The 20048-nt window shown below is 49.9% G+C and carries 14 protein-coding genes and 1 pseudogene; 5 read left to right on the forward strand and 10 right to left on the reverse strand.

The window, feature by feature from the left end:
* Nucleotides 1-53 precede the first annotated feature (53 nt).
* From ACTG33_RS06870 to ACTG33_RS06880, 3 genes are all read left to right on the forward strand, one after another.
* Nucleotides 54-1853 carry a BatD family protein gene (locus ACTG33_RS06870; protein ID WP_439134460.1) on the forward strand — a complete coding sequence of 600 codons (1800 nt, stop codon included), beginning with the start codon at nucleotides 54-56 and terminating at the stop codon, nucleotides 1851-1853.
* A gap of 238 nt (nucleotides 1854-2091) precedes the next feature.
* Complete coding sequence (locus ACTG33_RS06875) at nucleotides 2092-3237, forward strand: hypothetical protein (protein WP_439134461.1); 1146 nt, start codon at nucleotides 2092-2094, stop codon at nucleotides 3235-3237.
* 296 nt (nucleotides 3238-3533) lie between these two features.
* The gene (locus tag ACTG33_RS06880; RefSeq protein ID WP_439134462.1) at nucleotides 3534-5471 is read left to right on the forward strand and encodes a succinylglutamate desuccinylase; all 1938 of its coding nucleotides are present in this window, start codon (nucleotides 3534-3536) and stop codon (nucleotides 5469-5471) included.
* Between the two features lie 79 nt (nucleotides 5472-5550).
* Here ACTG33_RS06880 and ACTG33_RS06885 read toward each other — a convergent pair whose 3' ends face one another.
* Complete coding sequence (locus tag ACTG33_RS06885) at nucleotides 5551-7239, reverse strand: acyl-CoA dehydrogenase family protein (RefSeq protein WP_439134463.1); 1689 nt, start codon at nucleotides 7237-7239, stop codon at nucleotides 5551-5553.
* Nucleotides 7240-7460: 221 nt separating this feature from the next.
* Between ACTG33_RS06885 and ACTG33_RS06890 the strand changes: the two genes are divergently transcribed.
* A complete protein-coding gene (locus ACTG33_RS06890) occupies nucleotides 7461-8093 on the forward strand; it encodes a TetR/AcrR family transcriptional regulator (protein WP_439134464.1) in 633 nt (210 codons plus the stop codon).
* Nucleotides 8094-8161: 68 nt separating this feature from the next.
* Here ACTG33_RS06890 and ACTG33_RS06895 read toward each other — a convergent pair whose 3' ends face one another.
* Nucleotides 8162-8641 carry a DUF4124 domain-containing protein gene (locus ACTG33_RS06895; RefSeq protein WP_439134465.1) on the reverse strand — a complete coding sequence of 160 codons (480 nt, stop codon included), beginning with the start codon at nucleotides 8639-8641 and terminating at the stop codon, nucleotides 8162-8164.
* A 132-nt stretch (nucleotides 8642-8773) separates the two neighbouring features.
* On the opposite strand from ACTG33_RS06895, the gene recQ reads away from it, so the two are divergent.
* Nucleotides 8774-10573 carry a DNA helicase RecQ gene (gene recQ, locus ACTG33_RS06900; RefSeq protein WP_439134466.1) on the forward strand — a complete coding sequence of 600 codons (1800 nt, stop codon included), beginning with the start codon at nucleotides 8774-8776 and terminating at the stop codon, nucleotides 10571-10573.
* Nucleotides 10574-10644: 71 nt separating this feature from the next.
* On the opposite strand, the gene ACTG33_RS06905 is transcribed toward recQ, so the two are convergent.
* From ACTG33_RS06905 to ACTG33_RS06940, 8 genes and pseudogenes are all read right to left on the reverse strand, one after another.
* Nucleotides 10645-12096 carry a sensor domain-containing diguanylate cyclase gene (locus tag ACTG33_RS06905; RefSeq protein WP_439134467.1) on the reverse strand — a complete coding sequence of 484 codons (1452 nt, stop codon included), beginning with the start codon at nucleotides 12094-12096 and terminating at the stop codon, nucleotides 10645-10647.
* A 136-nt stretch (nucleotides 12097-12232) separates the two neighbouring features.
* A complete protein-coding gene (locus ACTG33_RS06910; protein WP_439134468.1) occupies nucleotides 12233-13561 on the reverse strand; it encodes a DEAD/DEAH box helicase in 1329 nt (442 codons plus the stop codon).
* A 226-nt stretch (nucleotides 13562-13787) separates the two neighbouring features.
* On the reverse strand, nucleotides 13788-15110 hold the full coding sequence (locus ACTG33_RS06915) for a type II toxin-antitoxin system HipA family toxin (protein WP_439134469.1): 1323 nt from the start codon (nucleotides 15108-15110) through the stop codon (nucleotides 13788-13790).
* On the reverse strand, nucleotides 15110-15457 hold the full coding sequence (locus ACTG33_RS06920) for a helix-turn-helix domain-containing protein (RefSeq protein WP_439134470.1): 348 nt from the start codon (nucleotides 15455-15457) through the stop codon (nucleotides 15110-15112). Before ACTG33_RS06920 ends, ACTG33_RS06915 begins: the two co-directional genes overlap by 1 nt.
* A 190-nt stretch (nucleotides 15458-15647) precedes the next feature.
* Entirely contained in the window at nucleotides 15648-16382 is a 735-nt protein-coding gene (locus ACTG33_RS06925) for a pseudouridine synthase (protein WP_439134471.1), read from the reverse strand.
* Nucleotides 16383-16555: 173 nt separating this feature from the next.
* Nucleotides 16556-17944: an MATE family efflux transporter gene (locus ACTG33_RS06930; RefSeq protein WP_439134472.1), complete on the reverse strand. Its 1389-nt coding sequence runs from the start codon at nucleotides 17942-17944 to the stop codon at nucleotides 16556-16558.
* Nucleotides 17945-18580: 636 nt separating this feature from the next.
* Entirely contained in the window at nucleotides 18581-19756 is a 1176-nt protein-coding gene (locus ACTG33_RS06935; protein ID WP_439134473.1) for a vWA domain-containing protein, read from the reverse strand.
* 57 nt (nucleotides 19757-19813) lie between these two features.
* Nucleotides 19814-20048 (reverse strand): annotated as a pseudogene (locus tag ACTG33_RS06940) (AAA family ATPase); the annotation flags it as partial.

Below are 20048 nucleotides of genomic sequence, written 5' to 3' on the forward strand. Positions count from 1 at the left end.
GACACGCGCTCTTACATTAGCTAACATTAACGTTACCCGACATGACACAGACCATGAATACGTATCGCAGTCACACATTTAGACACACTCTGTCAGCCTTTCTGGTATTGGCTCTGTCTCTCTTCGCAACGACCTTTGCCCTTACCTTTTCTTCTACGGCAAAGGCACAAGGCCAACTCACAGCTACTGTTGACCGAAATCAAATCAGCCTTGAAGAAACCCTCAAGCTGAGCGTCAAGTACAGTGAGCAGGTGATGTTTGATGAACCGGATTTCTCAGACCTGAAACGAAACTTTGACGTGCTTGGCAGTCATCGCAGCAATCAGTACCGCAGCATTAATGGCAAGGTCGAATCCTGGACCAAGTGGACGCTGACTCTGGCTCCCAAGCGTAAGGGAAAGCTACTGATTCCCTCTTTAAAATTTGAAGACAGTTTCAGTGATGCCATCGAGATCACCGTGGCCGAAAGCGCCCCAACAGCATCCTCAGGAGACAAGCCGGTGTATCTGGAAGCCGAGCTGGATAAGCAGCAGGGTTATGTACAGGAACAATTTCTCTACACGATCCGGCTTTTCACCTCTGTGGATCTGAACGGTCTGGATCGCGGTGAACTGAAAATCAAAAATGCTCTGGTCAAACCTGTCGCCGAGAATCAGTACCAGCGCACGATCAACGGCATTCCTTACGGCGTGGTTGAAACCACCTACGCTGTTTTTCCACAGCAAAGTGGTTCACTGGAAATTCCATCTACGTTATGGACAGTTGCCATACAAAATACTCGCGGGTATTCCTACGATCCCTTTTTACGTCAAGGTGGGCAACAACTGCGTCTGAGAACAAAACCAGCAAGCGTACAGATTGACTCAAAACCTGCCCGCTACCCGTCAGATCAATGGTTACCTGCCAAGAATCTGTCGATATCACAAAGCTGGAGTCAGCCACCGGAAGACTTCAAAATTGGTGAACCCATTACTCGCAGCATCACCATTCAGGCGAAGGGGTTGATGGCTTCACAACTCCCCCCACTGGAATTAAGTGATATTGGCGACGTTAAATACTACCCGGATCAACCTCAATCCGATGAAGCCATCGCCAGAGACGGTGTCACCACCACTAAAACCGAAAGCTACGCCATTGTGCCCAGCCGTGCAGGAAACATCACCCTGCCAGCCATTACGGTCCACTGGTGGGATACTCAAGCCAAACAGATCCGCGAAGCAACGCTGCCCGAGCAAACCATCGTCGTTGCAGCACCGACAAGCGATAAATCAAACAGTAATTTACCCGCCACCATACCTGACTCGACACAAACGCCTGACACCGACACTCAAGCCTCGGCAGGTGAAAGCCTCGGCGACGGCTCGCTTTCAGGCATGCTAGACCAGGCACGGTCGACTCGAGGCATCTGGTTTTATATTGCCATACTATTGATCGTGACCAATTTAATCACGCTGATACAGTGGCTTCGGGCTCGCAGAAAAAAAACCGCCCCCGCTTCTCCAACACAGAAGACCCGGAGCGACCAGCCCAGTGAAAAACAAGCGTACAAAAGCCTGAAAAGCACCTTGCAGCGACAACCCCAACAACAAGACATACAGGCCATTCGCTCTGCGCTGATTATCTGGGCTCGTATTTATCAAAATGATTCAGAACTGGCCTCGTTACAGCAGATATCGGAAACTCTGCCCCCTCTGGCAGAATATATTGGCCAGATTGAAGCGGGAATTTATGGTCAGAAGACGGCGACACTGGACACAGAAGGCTTCCAGCAAGCCCTAATCGACCTGCGGAGGAATGGCCATACGCCTTCTTCCGTAGAATCCAAGTCCAACCTACCTCCGCTATACTCATGAGGCCTGATAGGCATTGGCCGACAATCTTATAACCTTTGAACTGACAATCTTATAACTATTGAACTGAAAATAAAGAGTAGACATCAACTCAAGAGTTTCTATAGTTAGCGGTGAATATCAGTTAGCGGTGAACATCAGTTAGCGGTAAACATCAGTTAACCGTGGCATTTAAGTCAACGTGTTCATCCGATGTGTTCAACCGGTTTAAGGAAGTCAAACAACAAACAGCGGGGATGCTATGAGTTCGTTCAATGTGTGGTTTAAGAAATATCTGCTCTTTTGTGGCGCTGGCATTAACGCACTCTTTATCGCACTGCTGATTTTTAAACCCAGCTGGCTATGGAAAGGACAGGACATACTGTTTTCCAAGCTGGCACCCGATATGGGTCACTCTCAACCCCTAGTCGATGAAGCTACGATAAAAGACGAACTAGCCGCCAATTTCCCCCCATGGTCTCCACTCGAATCCCCTACTGCCAGCCTGTCCAACAGAGTGATCAGCTCCGATCAGTTTCCTTCGTTACAAGCCGCCGCTGATACACTCAAGGATGGCGACATTCTGCGAATCAGTTCTGGGGTCTACCCTCAGGCTTTTATCCTTAAAGCCAGTAATGTTGTCGTCGAGGGCATTGGACACGTAGTGCTTGATGGCAAGTCCGCAGGCGGAAAGGCAGCGATCGTAAATAAAGGGGACTTCAATCAAATACGGAACATTGAATGCCGGAACATCAAAGTTTCTGCCGGTAACGGTGCCTGCGTGAGACACGAGGGATCTAACCTCAAACTGGTTCATGTGTATTTTCACAATAGTCAGCAAGGCATCTTAACGGTTAACAAACCGGGCTTGGTAGAGATAGAGGACAGTCGCTTTGAATATCTTGGACATCGCGGACAAGCACACGGCGTTTATGTGAATGGCGGTCAGCTGCGAATCCGGAACAGTTTGATGCTCGCCGCCAAAAGTGAAGGCCACGAGGTAAAATCCCGTGCTGCGATGACACTCATTGAAAATAGCGTCATCGCTTCTTTATCCACCAAGGATAGCCGACTGGTCGATGTCCCTAATGGTGGCGTACTGGTTATTTCTCGTTCTGTACTGCAACAGGGCCCCCGCTCGTCGAATCAGGATGTGATTGGCTACGGTCTCGAAGGGCTGAAACACACCGAAAACAAAGTCACTATGAGCGAAAACATCTTCCTGCTGGAACGTCAGGGCGTCAACAATCTGTTCCACACCAGAAACTCGGATGCCGAAGTCATCACAGACAAAAATGTCATCATTGCCCAGCGGGACCCGGAACTCTCAGGTATGAATCTCTATTTTGAGTCTCGGAAAAAAGCCGGACTTGAAGACTTTCCGATCCTGCCAAAAATCAAAGACTAACCAATAAACTTTTCAGTTAACCTCCTTCCTCATGATCGTCACATAAATATACTATTCGCTTTTGCCTCTTCACCCTATTTCCGCTGTCATTTTAGCCGATAAGCACTATTAAGAAATTTTGGCGCCGTTATCATCACCAAAAACCAATTTACCCGCACACGAATGATGTATTTGGCACATCCCTTTGATTTTTTAGATATAATTAGCACTCGCAGATATAACTAATCAGAGTTAAAAATCAGCAGATCAAAACCATTCATATTCAGGCAGAGGCTTTGGCCCAGGTTGACTGATTAATGCTTAAAAAGCTCGTACGCTTACGTCAAGAACGTCGCAATCAAAAGACATTTGCTTTGCAACTTATCGCTAGGCTGGCATATCGTTCTCGCGCAGTGATAACTGGCCAATCCAATGCCGTTCTGCCACACGGGAGAGCTCTTCTCAACGCCTGCTCGATCGTATTGTTAACGGGTATACCCTTAGCACAAGCCAATGAAACTGAAGCGCGCAACATCGCCGAAGAAATGAACACCCTGGTCGTTGCATCAGACAAGAGTGATTCTTCAGTAGCATTAGCGGCAGATGATGATTCAGCAAACAACAAGAAACTCAACTCTGACAATCAAGGCGCAAGCCAAGCCGCACACAAGAGCACAAAGTCCGATACAGAGACTCCGGATCTGGACACCCCAGATTCTGACGCAACTCAAACCGTTGCCTTAGCGGAAGACGCCAACATTCCGAAAGCCAAAAGTGTCGATCTGGCTCAACCTATTTCCAAAGATGAGCTGAATGCGGTTGAGGAGCCGGCCGCCTCTCCCGAAGAGGCTTCGTCAGAAACTAGCGTGAACACCAGCCAAGAGGCCTCTGAGACAAATACCCAGAGTGACGCCGTTGACTCATCATCCTCTTCGGAATCTACAACCCAGGAAAGCTCAGAAGCTTCTGCAGAAACGGCTCAGGAACAGTCCACCGTCGATACCGAAACAGCTGAAGTCTCTTCTCAAGAAATCCCTTCTCCAGAAACCCCTTCTCAGGAATCCTCTCAAGAACAGGAGCCTGTAGCTCCCGCGATCATCGAACCCGACTCGCTGTTGATTCTCGGCACAAAGGTACCGCCCTCCACCTCCACCCGACTTGCCTGGTCCCCGGATCAATCGTTTGAAGGCCTATCACTACCGACACCCGTTTTGGTCGTCAACGGCGCTAAAAATGGGCCTACCTTATGCTTAACCGCCGCCGTACACGGCGACGAGCTCAACGGCATCGAGATTGTTCGCCGCGTGATGTACGGACTCGATCCCGAAGAACTGAATGGCGCCATCATTGGTGTACCGATTGTTAACTTGCAAGGTTTTCGCCGCAGCTCGCGCTACCTGGCTGATCGTCGCGACTTAAACCGCTACTTCCCAGGCAACCCGAGCGGCAGCTCAGCGTCACGGATCGCACACTCTTTCTTTAACCGAGTGATAAGCCACTGCGATGCTCTGGTCGACCTGCATACCGGATCATTTGACCGAATTAACCTGCCACAACTCAGAGCTGATTTGCGCAATAAAGAGATCGCCAAGCTGACTCACAATTTTGGCGCGACCGTGGTGCTGCACAGTACCGGCGCCGAAGGTACCTTGCGTCGTGCCGCCGCCGAAAGTGGTATTCCTGCAGTAACTCTCGAAGCCGGTGGCCCAATCCGTCTTGAAGAAGACAGTGTCAGCCATGGTGTCGCGGGAATTCAAACGCTGCTGAATAGCATGGGCATGATTAAAAAGTTCAGTTTCTGGGGCAAGCCCGAGCCGGTTTACTACGAGTCCAGCTGGATTCGGGTGAACTACGGTGGAATCCTATTCAGCAAAGTTGAACTGGGTAAAAAGATTAAAGCCGGTGATGTTCTGGGTACCGTTACTGATCCTATTACGAACGTACGGCATGAAATCACCTCCCCGCACGAAGGCCGGGTGATCGGTATGGCGCTCAATCAGGTGATGCTGCCGGGATTCGCTGCCTACCACATAGGTATTGCCGCGAAAGACGAAACCAAGGTCGTACCACCGGAAGAAGATGAACCGCAACAGCTTATTGACTCTGATTTATCCAAAGTAGACAACAAAGAGCAGGATAAGCCTAAAGAAAACCCACAAGAAGCGGTAACTACTGACAAGAAAGTCCAGGAAGAAGCTACACTCAGCGACTCGAAAAAAGCACCCGCTGGACCCAGTGTCGAATCTGAAGAATGAGTTTCACCTGAAGAGTGGTATCAGCCACTCTTCAGGTGCCGTTGAGCGAGCTTTGTTTATCGTGTTAAGTCTGACAGAATCAATCTAGTGCCGGTGTCGCGCGCTTGATAATGGCATCGCAATCAATGCCTTCCGGTAGCGTACCGTATACCCAACCCGAGTTCTGCTGACCCAGCCTGGAACGACAAAACGCATCAGCGACTAACTCATCGCCAAACTGCAACAGAGTCGAGGCTTGAATCGCCAAAGCCATTTTCTCCACAACCGTACGGGCACGGTACTCCATATTCTCCTGCCGTCCAAGCTCATTGACCAGATCCGTTATCGCCTGATCCATTTTCGGGTGCATACCTTTGGCTTTACTGATTTCTGAAATAAAGGCATCCAGCGACCCCGGACTTTTGGCCATGGCTCGCAGCATATCCAGACACTGAACATTGCCGCTGCCCTCCCAGATAGTATTAATTGGCGCTTCCCTATAAAGGCGGGGCATCATGCCATCCTCCATTACACCCATACCACCAATACACTCCATGGCTTCATAGGCATGCCCTGGCGTGCGCTTGCAAATCCAGTATTTACCCACTGCTGTGCCCATACGAACCAGTAGTTTCTCCTGTTCATCATGAGCGCTATTATCCAGCGCACGACCGATACGCATGGTCAGCGCCAAAGCAGCTTCCTGTTCAATAATCAGATCCGCCAACACATTTTGCATCAACGGCTGGTCAGTTAAGAGTTTGCCAAAAGCCGAACGCTGGGAGCAATGATGGGTGATCTGTGCCACCGCTTGACGCATACCCGCAGAGGATCCAATCATGCAGTCAAAACGCGTCATGGCGACCATTTCCAAAATTGTCGAGACGCCTCGCCCTTCTTCACCCACCATCCAGCCCATCGCACCACGCAATTCGGTTTCGCTGGAAGCGTTGGAAACGTTACCCATTTTGTTTTTCAACTTCTGGATCTGCAACGGATTCTTGGTGCCGTCTGGACGCCAGCGGGGAACCAGAAAACAGGAGACCCCGGGCTCAGTCTGAGCCAATACCAGAAACGCATCACTCATAGGTGCGGAGACAAAATATTTGTGCCCCACCAGCTCGTAGACTTCCCCCGGTCCGGTTGCTGACACGGGATACGCACGGGTGCTGTTGGTTCTGACATCAGACCCACCCTGCTTTTCCGTCATGGCCATACCGATGGTCAAACCCGCTTTATCGGCATCCTGCACATTTCGGGGATCGTATTCTGACGATAGAACCTTGGGCGCCCATAATTCGTACAAATCAGGCTGGTTTTTTAATGCCGGAATCGCGGCAGACGTCATGGTGATTGGACAACCGTGCCCTGCTTCGACCTGACTGATCATATAAAACTTGGCCGCTCTCACGACGTGTCCGGCAGGACGATCTTCGGTCCAGTGCAATGAGTGGATACCTTCTTTGATCGAAAGATTCATTAACTGGTGGTAGGCCGGATGAAACTTCACCTCATCTACACGAGCGCCATGCCGGTTATGAGTATGCAGTACCGGTTTGTTTTCATTGGCTTGATACCCCCACTCGATCACTTCCGCGGAGCCTGTAATAGCACCAAAGTGTTCCAGATCTTCTGTTGCCCATTCACCTCCCTGAGCAATCAAACTCTCCTGCAGGGCCACATCAGAGGTAAAGGCGTTGTAGTTTTCCAGAGCCGGGGGCTGATTTTCCACTTCGTGAGTTTCAGCCCAATAGCGAGTACTGGGGGTAAAATCGGCATGACTGGCCATAAACAACCTCATTAAAAAGTCTTTTCGCGATAAAATGAACCTACATTCACATCATTATAAAGTGAACCACGATTCACACTTATAGTCAACGAACCACCTACCCGTTAGAATAGAACCACCTACCCGTTAGAATAGAACATCGAGCCAAACCTCCAGAGAACGACAACGGAAATAACGGAGAGGACAGCTGCGAGAACATTAAACCCCGAACTGGAATGCTTATGGCCTATCGCCCAACTGAAAAAACCGAAGCCCGGCGTGCAGCACAGTATGACTTACTGCTTAAAACAGCCCTATCGCTGGTGGCTCGGGAAGGGTTTTTAGGCCTGACCATTAGCGCGGTGGCTAAAGAAGCGAATGTAGCAACGGGAACTCTGTATAAATATTTTGACTCGAAAGCCGCACTCTGTAACGCAGTATTCAAGCTAGCCACAGAAAAAGAAGTCGACAAGGTTCACCGTGCCGCTTTCCCCGATCCCCCGGAGACCGCCTGCAGGCAGCGGCTGATAAACGCCATGACCACGTTTGCTCAGAGAGCGATTCAGGCCAAACGCCTGGCCTACGCACTGATTGCTGAACCTGTTGACCCACAAGTGGATTCTGAACGCCTTGTCTACCGTCAGGCCTACGCGGATATTTACGCAGAGTTGATTAAAGAAGGGATAAAAGCAAAGGAATTCCCACAGCAAAACCCGGAAGTCAGCTCCGCGGCCTTGGTCGGCGTTATTGCCGAAACACTCATTGCACCGCTGGGACGAGATAAATGGCACCCGCTGAATGAACACGACGAGCAAGCACTTATCAATTCGATAAAGCAGTTTTGCTTACGAGCGGTGACCGGAATGCCGGCCTAGCAATGTCGTCTAGACGCAGCCAAGCCTATCTGACTACGACAAGATCCATTGAAACACAGCTGAGACTATCAACCGCACTTGTACTCCATATCAGAGCGATAGAGCTCCAGCTTTTCTCTGAGTTTTCGCTTTTTCGCGGCCTTAAGCCAGGTTCGTCGCTGAACGTCATACTTGGCCTTCGCATCGGCCAGCTTTTTCCTGGCCTTATCGCATCGCTGCTGTGATGTGTTATCCACCCGACTGAGCTTGGCTCGGGCTTTTGCCCGCTGAGCCTCTTCACGCTGACGATCTTCACTGCGTTTCTGGAACCAGCGTCGATTGTCCTCCAGCAGACGTTGTGTCTCGGCAGACGGCTGTTGTCGCGGTGGGCCTGTTAACTCAACAACTTGCCTTTCCTCTACACCACTGACCGCTTGATCGGAAAAATGTATCTGCCCGCTCTCATCTACCCAGCGATACGCCTTGTCCGACCAGACCATAGGCGATAATCCCGTCACCAGCAACAGAACACCCGCGGCCTTTAACCTCAACCATCGACGACTACACATACAATTACCACTCCTTGGTATGAATCCATGTTAAAGGTATCAAGAATAATGCGCATGGAATCGGACTCCAATGCCCCCAGCCCATCAAGGACTGATACAATGCGCCTCCATGAATAAATCGCATACCAAAGCATGAACACTGAGGCCGCACTGGCATTACTGCAAAACACCTATGGCTATGACGCGTTTCGAGGCCAACAGTCTCTGGCCATCGAGTCCGCCCTTAATGGCCAGGACAGCCTTGTCTTAATGCCAACCGGAGGCGGAAAGTCACTTTGCTTCCAGATTCCAGCCCAGTTGCGCGAAGGCACTGGCATTGTGATTTCGCCATTAATCGCACTGATGCAAGATCAGGTAACGGCTCTAAAAGAGCTCGGTATCAGCGCTGCTTACCTCAATTCAACACTGTCTCTGGAAGAACAAAAAAACGTCACCCGGCAATTTGCCGCGGGTGAACTGGAGATGCTCTACATAGCCCCTGAGCGCCTGCTGAAATCGAAAACCCTGGCATATCTATCCAGCCAGCCGATCTCGCTGATAGCCGTGGACGAAGCCCACTGTGTATCTCAATGGGGACACGATTTCCGTCAGGATTATCTCGGCCTCAGCGTTCTCAAGCAGCACTTCCCCCAGACTCCGCTAATGGCATTAACAGCCACAGCTGACCAGAGAACACAGCACGAAATTGAACACCGCCTGCAGCTGCAATCTCCTGTTAAGCTCAACGCCAGCTTCGATCGCCCCAACATTCGTTACCACGTCAGCGTCCGACAGGATGCCCGCAAGCAACTGATCAAGTTCCTGGCGCAACACAAGCAGGAAGCCGGCATCGTCTACTGCCTCTCCCGGAAAAAAGTCGAAAGTACTGCTGAATGGCTGGTGAGTCGCGGCGTCAATGCCCTGCCTTATCACGCGGGCTTGCCCTCCTCTTTGCGGGAGACTCACCAACAACGTTTTCTGAGAGAAGACGGTGTGGTCATGGTCGCGACGATTGCCTTTGGGATGGGTATCGACAAACCCGATGTACGCTTTGTCTTTCATATGGACCTGCCCAAAAGCCTGGAAGCCTACTATCAGGAAACAGGACGCGCGGGTCGCGACGGTGCTCCCTCCGAAGCGCACATGGTGTATGGATTACAGGATGTTGTGCGACTCAACCAAATGCTGACCGAATCTCAAATGAGTGAACAGCAAAAGCAGGTGGAACGGCATAAACTCAACGCTCTGCTCGGCTGGTGCGAAATCACACACTGTCGCCGCCAGGGGTTACTGAACTACTTTGAGGAAGAAGCGCCGACCTTTTGTGGCAACTGTGACATTTGCTTATCACCACCCAAGACTCTCGAAGCAACCATTGAGGCGCAGAAGTTTTTATCCACTGTGTACCGCACCGGACAACGTTTCGGCACCGCACATATTGTGGATGTTTTGCGCGGCCTGGATACCGAAAAAGTCAAACAACATGGTCACGATCAGCTAAGCACTTTTGGTATTGGCAGAGAATTAAGCGCGGGACACTGGCAATCCATTGCTCGACAACTCCTGGTTCAAGGTTATCTCAGCAACGACTTTGAACGTTTTGGTGCATTGACTCTGACTGAAAATAGCCGGGCACTCTTGCGCAGTGAAAAGACTTTCCATTACAGGGAACAGCTGGCAGAACCGCAGGAGCGTAAAAAAGCACCTCCACGTAATGGTGTTTCTGAATCGGATCGAGCTCTGTGGGATGCCTTGCGGGAATGCCGTAAGCAACTGGCGAATGAGCACGATCTGGCACCGTATATGATTTTTCACGATGCCACTTTAATGCAGATGATGGAAGAGCGGCCTCAGGACACCAATGCCATGAGCTTTATTCACGGCGTCGGTGCCAGCAAGCTGGAAAAGTACGGCGATGCGTTTCTGGAAGTGATTGAGCAATTTAACGATTGACAGCTTCTACGATAGTGCTGTCTTAGCGTTGACGACCTACAGGACCATCATCAAACAACAAAGCACTGCTGTTACGTTCGAATACCGGACCCCGCAACTTCCACTCGATTACGCCCCAGGTTTTTCGCCTTGAACAAGGCTTCGTCCGCCCGAGCGATCACACTTTCCTGAGTCTCGTTTTCTCTCAGCTCTGCTACACCCAGGGACAAAGTAACGGATAAGTCTCCGTCATCCACCTTCAACTGCTGATCTTCGGATATTTGACGAATCTTCTCCGCCACTAAGGCAGCCTGCTCCAGACTGCAATCTGGCAGTAAAATTAAATATTCTTCTCCGCCCCATCGACACAGCACATCTGCATCGCGAGTCAACTCCTTCATCATAATCGCTACAGCTCGAATCACCCTATCACCCATCGGGTGACCATAGGTATCGTTAACCCGTTTAAAGTGATCGATATCGGCCATGATCAGCGACATGGGTAAATGATGGCGTTTTGTCGTTTTGACCACTTGATGATACAAACGATCAAACACCTGGCGACTCACCAGACCGGTCAACTTGTCCGTCGAAGCCATCTCTTCCAGTCTTCGTTGATAGCGGTTAAGCGTTATCCAGGCAATAAACAGCACGACCGCTGAGATCATCAGTGATGCAATAATATTGTTAATCAAAGTCTTATAAATACGAAGATCGGCTGGATTCTCAGCCTGTCGGACTACCAAGATCCAATCAAACTCAGGAATCAAACGGGTACTCAGAAAGACCATTTGGCCTTCCCAATCCAAATGGAAGGATGCGCTTGGAGATGTCAGTATGCGGGTAGCAAAGGGCTCGGTTTCCGGGTTGTCTCTCAAGTTAGTCGCACCCGAAAAAGAGTCACCGTGCAGGGCCACATTGCCCTGCCGATCAACAAAATAGATTTCCCGATTATAGCGCCGCTGATAATCTTCAATCAGCTTCTTCACCATAACGGTGGACAATCCAACCCCGGTGGCGCCCAAAAGATCGCCCTGATAGTCATACATTTTGTAATTAATAAAAACGGTCACCGCATCCCGGATTGCGGTATCAGTATCCACATTTACTTCATAGGTGTTCAGATCCTGACGCAAACGAAAATACCAGGCATCCTGAGGATCATCGCGCGACAGTGTTTTAATGATGCCGCGCGGATGATAATACTTCAGCGAAGACTCGGACACAAAAAAGCTCGTCACGGTGTCGTAACGATCTTTTATTTCCTGTAAATAATGAGTCACCTTTTTCGGTGTTTTCTCACCGGAGATTACCCAATCTCTCAGAAAAGTATCATGTGCCATCAGGGAAGAGATAAACAGCGGCTTCAGTAGATCTCGCTGAATTTCAGAGTAAATATTATCGCTGGTAAGAGGAAGCGAGCTCTCTTCAATCTCTTTAGACAGGGATTCACGAGCCGCCCAGTAGCTCAGGACACTGGTACTAATGAATCCAATCAGCAGGATTACACTCAGACCAAGCATGATACGGGTTTTGCTGCTCAAGACGTACTCTCTTTATATTCTCAAACACTTATACATTCTTTCGAGGACAATACGCACTAAGCGTAGAAGCTCTGACGAGACTTCACCACCAGTTCACATTCACGGATGCGAACTGGTCTCCAATTACGAGGCAGAACTATCCCTGGGCATTGCTACCCCCGGCATTGCCTGTGCCAGGCTTGCGGCGCGGTGCTCTACGGCGACCAGGTGACGCAGGCTTGTGACCCCGAGCATTTTCACCGGAACGCTGACCATCACGATGCTCAGGCTTGGGCTTCTTCGGTTTTTTGGGCTTACGGGGACGAGTATCGAGACGGGACTCGGGCAATTTGTGCACAGGAGTGACACCGTCCAACTCACGTCTCTCCAAAAGCTGATTCGTCAATCGTTCAATCGCAGTCAGCAACTTGAATTCTTCAGCGGTGACCAGAGAAACCGCCTGCCCAACTGCCCCAGCACGCCCAGTGCGGCCAATACGGTGAACGTAATCTTCGGCGACATTCGGCAAGTCAAAGTTGACCACTTGTGGCAACTGGTCGATATCCAGACCACGCGCCGCGATATCCGTCGCCACGAGCACCCGAATGGACTTGTCTTTAAAGTCCGCCAGAGCGCGCGTTCGTGCTCCCTGACTCTTATTGCCATGAATGGCCGCTGCGGTTATGCCAGAGGCGTCTAGTTGTTTGGTAAGACGATTGGCGCCATGCTTGGTTTTGGTGAAAACCAGCACCTGCTCCCATTTATTTTCTTTAATCAAGCGAGTTAATACCGCTGACTTTTGATTTTTATCGACACCGTAAATCCACTGACTGACGCTCTCAGCCGTGGTATTCCGCTTGGCCACAGAGATCTCGACAGGATCATTAACCAGCCCTTTTGCCAGACCGCGAATTTCATCAGAGAATGTGGCTGAGAACATCAAGTTTTGACGCTGCTTGGGCAGCACTGCCAGAATCTTTTTGATGTCGTGGATGAATCCCATATCCAGCATGCGGTCGGCTTCGTCCAACACCAACACTTCCAACTGCTGAAAACGCACGGCATTTTGCTGATACAAATCCAGCAAGCGCCCCGGAGTCGCCACCAACACATCCACGCCTTTGCGCAGCCGCATCATTTGCGGATTAATTTTCACCCCTCCGAAGACCACTGTGGACGTCAGTGGGAGAAACTTGCCATAAGTGTCAACGCTTTCGGCCACCTGAGCCGCCAGCTCACGAGTTGGGGTTAACACCAACGCTCGCACTTGATTTCCCTTGGCTCGCTCGCCGCTGGACAACAACTCCAACAGGGGCAAGGTAAAGCCGGCCGTTTTACCCGTTCCGGTTTGTGCAGCAGCCATGACATCACGCCCTTCCAGTACTGCCGGAATGGCCTGTGCCTGGATCGGCGATGGGGTATCGTAACCCTCACCTTCTACTGCTTTTAAAATGGACGCTGACAAACCGAGGGAAGAAAAACTCATAGGGTGGGAAACTCATTAAAGACATCTAGGGGATGCAGCTATAAGGTAAAGCTGTCTATTGAACACTGTATTTTGGAAGATCAGGTTCCGCGAGGCAGGCTTTCTGGATTTTCGCCGCATCCGTCAAGCGGTGCAGCTTACAGTAAAGTGGCCCGAACCGCCATTGCTCAAGGATATTGCTCATGGCCGTGAACAATATCCGAAAGCTAACGACATCATGGCTTCCCTAAGTCAAATTCAGCCGTAAATGACTGCGAATCTCACGCTCAAACCCACTGAACACCTCTGCTTTCTCTGCATAACTGGGCCACTGAGAGACAACCTCCGTTACCTGAGCAATAATTTGCTTTGCCTGTTGACGGAAGTTACCGATCAGGGAAGCTATCGCCCTCAGATCATCGTGCTCAAACCCGTCTCGCTTACCGTTCAGCGACAACTGATGACTATTGACCCACGGTGAGTCAGCTTTATAGCTGTAAGCGATGTCAAAAGCCGGTGCCAAACGCCAGCTAGCCTGTGGTGAAGCCAAAATAAAGCCAAAGTTTTTGCTGTGATCATCGTGATTGCGTGCCACTACGTTAAACACCATACGCCGGAAGATCTCGACAGCATCTTCTCTGGGCAACTTTAATCGCCGGGCCAGCGTCAACATTTCCTCATAGCTGTAAGTGCCCGGACGTTTGTAATCCGCGTGATCCATGGCGCACAACGAAGAATAGTGAAGCTTGTGGTTACCCTCACGATCAAAGCGTCGGGTCATAAAATGGGCACGATCTCCCTCCATTAACAGCTCAGACGGTGACATATTCAGCCCCGCATCCTTGGCCATCAGGTAATAGGCGAACTCCATCCGACCAAAGCCCTGAGGGTCGCCAAAGACTTCGCTGTCCATTTTATGCTCTTCAACACCATCGAATTTCAGTAGATAGTGCTCAAAGCCTGCTGGCGCTTCTAATTGACCGGAACGAATCTCGGTGCGATCCCGATTGATTGCAATCACCGCCTTGGGACGCGCACCACCTGCCGAAGTACCCACCTGCAAGATCGCCGACATACTGTCGGAATCCTGTTGCTGAAGAGCCGGGCTCAACGTCACATCGAGGTTCGCCCGCTCATCCAGAACTGCTTGAGCCATTGCGACCAGAGAAGACAATTCCAGAGAAGTTTTTGGAGAATCCTGACCGCCCCGAATCGCTGGAGCATATTCTAAAGCGCCCATCCCACGACGACCGCTGTACAACAGACGCTCCAGCGGTGAAAAGCTCTCGCTACTGCGTCCATTACGCGCCAACCAGGCATTAATCACCGCATTGCCGAAATCATCCGGCAAGGTATCGGCAAATACCGCCGGCAGACCTTTATAGGTATCCCGATTCAATCCCGGGAACTGAAACTTCCCCTTGGCCAGAGGCATTCTGATCGGGGCGATTTCCACCCCCTGCGCCAACCATTCAGGGGAGTACTCAAATAAAGCAGTCTGGGTGTCCGGATCAAAAACCAGTGCCCCTACCTGCTGCTGCCATAAACGCACTTCCGCAAGGTTTTGCATTACCAATCCAGCTCCCGCTCGCCGCTATCCGGGCCCACGTCTTTATCATCCTCTGTCGGGCGCGCGCGCTGACGATGTTTTCCTTTTAACTTAAGAAGCTCCATGGGACTAAACCCTACCTCTGGTACAAACTGCTCAACCAACTCCAGAGCGTCCAACGCCCGCAAGACCGCGATAACATTGATAAATTTGCCATGACCGCGCGCCAGTTTTCCGTAGCTGACTCGGGAAAGCCCTACCGCATCCGCCACCTGTTGCTGAGTCAGGTTCTTTTCGAGCCGCATCTGCTCAATGCGCTCACCGATCTCAGCGGCTATGGCCTCATCAGTCATTGCCTGAAAACTCATTCTCAACCCTCTCGCCCTATAACACCACAATCAAGGATAAGATTTCTTATCATAAAGAGCAAAAAAGCCAATAAAGATAAGATTCCTAATCAAAGAATACACATCAAAACCCATTAGCGCCAAGATTTGTTATCAAAACTGTGTGATTTTGATGTTAATGTATGTTTTTCTTATCATTATAGACAGGTAATCAGAAGCTGGTGGGACGAACGGCCTTTTCTGTCAAAGAGTGAACCTCAGACCGAGTTAACTCTCGGGATTCTCCTGGCAACAAGGTCGAATCCAGCGGAAGATTTCCGATAGCCTCACGATGCAGCCCCACCACCTTGTTATTAAAGTGACCGAACATCCTTTTAATCTGATGGTAACGTCCTTCTTCCAGAACGACTTTGACCTCATAAGGATTGATGATGGTCAACTCAGCCGGACGAGTAGTCACATCCTCGAAAGAAAAATAGATTCCTCTCAAAAACGCCTCTGCGTATTCCTCGGTGACGGGTTTCTCGAGACAGACATGATAATATTTCGGCACTTTGGTTTCTGGCAGGGTTAACGCTCGGGACCAATGGCCATCATTCGTTAACAAGACCAACCCGGTCGTATTGAAGTCCAAACGTCCTACCAAATGTAAATCGCTATTGTCATCACCCGGCAGCAAATCGATGACGGTGGTATGGCGTTCGTCCTCTGTGGCACTGACCACGCCACGTGGCTTATGCAACATAATGTAACGGGGACGTGAAGACGAGAGCGGCTTATGGTCAAACTCCACGAGAGAAAATTTATCCAACACCTGATGGATGGATCGAGCAACTACACCGTCTACCGTGACCCGCCCCTGCGCCAGGATTAAACGAATATCGCCACGAGGAACACCAAGTTGATGGCTCAAGTAGCGGTCTAATCGGGTTCGGGAGGTAATCATAGCAAGACATAAACATCGGTGAATGGAGGCGAGTACTCAGGGCAACAGGCTACCACAGATCACAAAATTCAGAATCAGAAGTCCATTAAAAAAGGCGGTCACATTGACCGCCTAATCAGTATCGACAACGCTAGTACCCACAAGGTCAGCACCCACAGACCTAGCGCCATCGCCTATGAGTTCAATGGCGCTTCTGCCGTCCACTCCTGCGGAAAGTGGCGACGCCACGCAGAGCTGCTCAAACGCAAGGTAAACGATAGTGCCAGAGCCAGAATCAGTCCGACAAATATCATCCATGCGGTTTTGGGCCCCAACTGCAACTCAACAATCACCACATATTGCGCCAGCACCATCAACCAGTGCAGCAACACAGAAGTCACCATTAGCCATCGGGTATCTCCCGCACCACGTAAAACACCGCCGGCCACGAGGATAACCGCATCCGCCATGACATAACTCGCCATACCAATCATCATCCAGCTCGCCAGACGGCTGATGGCTTCCCCATCGGTTGCCGAGGTAATAAACACACCCACCAACGACTCACGGAATACCAAAAACAGAATGGCCAAAGTCCCGGAATAAGCCAAAGCCAACAAAAAACCAGAGCTGATAACCGCATTGAGCCTCTGATGATCCTGAGCTCCAATGCAACGCCCCACCAGACTAATCACGGCGATGTGCAAACCGACCATAGGCACAAATGACACCAGATCCCAGTTCAACACAATGGCAGCCGATGCCCCCGCCGCCACACCATAAGACTGAAACAGCAGGACAAACACATTGAAAGCCGCCACATTCAGGAACATTTCCATTCCGGAGGGAAACCCCAGTTTCCAATAGCGCTTAAACAAAACCCGATCATAAGCAAACGAGCTCGCAATCGAATACTCCTGAGCATTCCGACGGGTGCGATAAGACAACAGAAACAAAACCAGCACGACAAAGTTACTCAGAATCGTTCCCCATGCTGCACCTGCGATCCCCATTTCAGGTAAGCCAAAGGCCCCAAAGATCAACCCGTAAGAGAGAGGGACATTCAGCAACACCCCAAGAACATCCACTATCATGACAACTCGGGTACGGCCGATACCTGCAAAAAAGGAAGAGAAGCAGGCTTTAAACATCGGCAAGAACCCGAAGGCCAGCAGAAGATAAAAGTATTGCTTCTCCAGCACCAATTGCACAGGATCGTGCCCTAGCTCATCGAAGCTGATATAAACGGCGTAGCCCATTAACCAAAGCAGCGGCGTACACACACCGGCGATCAACAATCCCTGACTGACAATCCTGGCACACAGATGCTTTTGACCGGCCCCCAAATACTGCGCGACCAGTGCATTGCCGTAAGACAGCAGACCAACCCACAGCGACATACACATAAAAGCGGCGACACCACCACCCAGTGTTGCTGCAACATGAGTCGGACCAATCAAAGACATAAAAAAGCGATCAGTAAAAATCATCGCTGCAAAAGCGCCCTGAGATATCACCATCGGTACTGCGATGGAAACGAGTAGTTTTAATGTCTGTTTATCCGTACGTATTAATGACCACATAGCTGTCACCATCATGCGGTTTTCGCATGATCCTTTTTTTATGCGCTTTTAAACGAGCGCTTTAGTTATTACTTAATATGGCGATTTGATCGATATCATCATCGTGCTCCATCGTCCCTCTCCTTTTTGACTGTTTGATTAACACATCAGATTCTTACCCGAACCTGAAATACGGACATAAAAAAACCCGGTAGATCAAAGACCTACCGGGTTTTTCAAAGAAACCAACCGGGAGGCCTTAACGCCTCCCAAATAGAAGAGACGCTACTAAATCACAATACGCACCAGCGAAAAACAGGGCATTACGCAATGTTTCGCTGTGGCGGCAGTCTTGTTCGCTGCTGCGATTTGTGGGGTCTCAATCTTGTTCATGGTCAGTTTCTTCAGTGTTTTTGAATGGCTTGAAAGTTTGAGCCCAGCTTCGGAGCTGGCTTCTCAAAAAAAGCGAACTGCAAGATTATAGGATACCGCCCGAAAGTCAACCAGTTTTCTGAAATGTAAACCAAACGCATACCAGAGCTAAACAGAGAGGCAAAAAAAATGTCAGCACCCGGCTGACATTTTTTCTCTTCAGACTATTGATTCACACTGTTGATCCATACCATGGATACAACAAAGGAATCCAGATAACAGATATTATTTAGTCAGATACTGAATTCCCTGATCCAACCCTTCCAATGTCAGCGGATACATTTTTCCATCCACCAACTTACGGGTCATATCAATCGTCTGCGTATGGTTCCAATACTTCTCCGGCGTTGGATTCAACCAAATAACCTTGTTAAAGGTTTCAGTTAAACGCTGCATCCACACATAGCCCGGCTCTTCATTCATATATTCCACACAACCATACTGGGTGCTGATCTCGTAAGGCGCCATAGAGGCATCCCCAATAAAGATCACTTTATAGTCACTGGCATAAGTATGAAGAAGATCGAATAGCTTAGTGGTATCCGTGGTGCGACGACGGTTATCTTTCCATAAATACTCATAAATGAAGTTATGGAAATAATAATATTCCATATGTTTGAACTCTGTTTTGCAGGCAGAGAACAACTCTTCACAAACGCGTACGTAGGGATCCATGGAACCACCCACGTCAAAAAACAGGAGAATTTTTACCGCATTGTGACGCTCGGGCACCATTTTAATGTCAAGAAAACCAGCATTGTTGGCCGTCGAACGAATCGTGTCATCCAAATCCAGCTCTTCAGCTGCACCGGTGCGAGCAAACTTGCGTAGTTTGCGTAACGCCACCTTGATGTTTCGCGTTCCCAGCTCAACATCATCAGCCAGGTTTTTAAACTCGCGCTTATCCCAAACCTTCGCTGCCGACTTATTTTTGCTCTCGCCGCCAACACGGATGCCTTCCGGGTTATAACCGCTGTTCCCAAACGGAGACGTACCACCAGTGCCAATCCACTTGTTCCCACCCTGATGACGCTTTTTTTGCTCTTCGAGGCGTTTGTTGAATTCTTCAATGAGCTTCTCAAGCCCACCCAAGGATTCGATCTTGGCCTTCTCTTCTTCAGACAGGCTTTTCATGAACTCGGCACGAGTCCACTCATCCGGAATCAAAGCCTCGACAATACCGTCGAGGTTTTCCAATCCCTTAAAGTAGGCCCCAAAGGCACGATCGAACTTGTCAAAGTGTTTCTCGTCTTTGATCAAACAGGTACGGGCCAGCAGATAAAACTCGTCTACACTACCAAACGCCAATTGCTTTTCCATTGCTTCTAACAGCACCAGCAGCTCTTTCAAAGAGACCGGAACTTCAGCCTTGCGCAGACCGTAGAAAAAATTGACTAGCATTGATTACTCCTTTTTAGCCTCTGTTTCGATGGAAAACACACCAAAACAGATCGGTGATCAGGCGTTTTTACGGCGAGTCATAAAGGCCAGACGTTCCAGCAAGTGCACATCCTGTTCGTTTTTCAGCAGAGCACCGTACAGTGGTGGAATCGCCTGACGAGTGTCGCCGCTCTGGAGCACCTCATCGGGAATATCATCGGCCATCAGCAGTTTCAACCAATCAACCAACTCTGAAGTGGAAGGCTTCTTTTTCAGTCCTGGAACCTGACGTACATCAAAGAAGATATCCAGG

This window comes from Pseudomaricurvus sp., from assembly GCF_965662505.1.
Classification (GTDB): domain Bacteria; phylum Pseudomonadota; class Gammaproteobacteria; order Pseudomonadales; family Cellvibrionaceae; genus Pseudomaricurvus.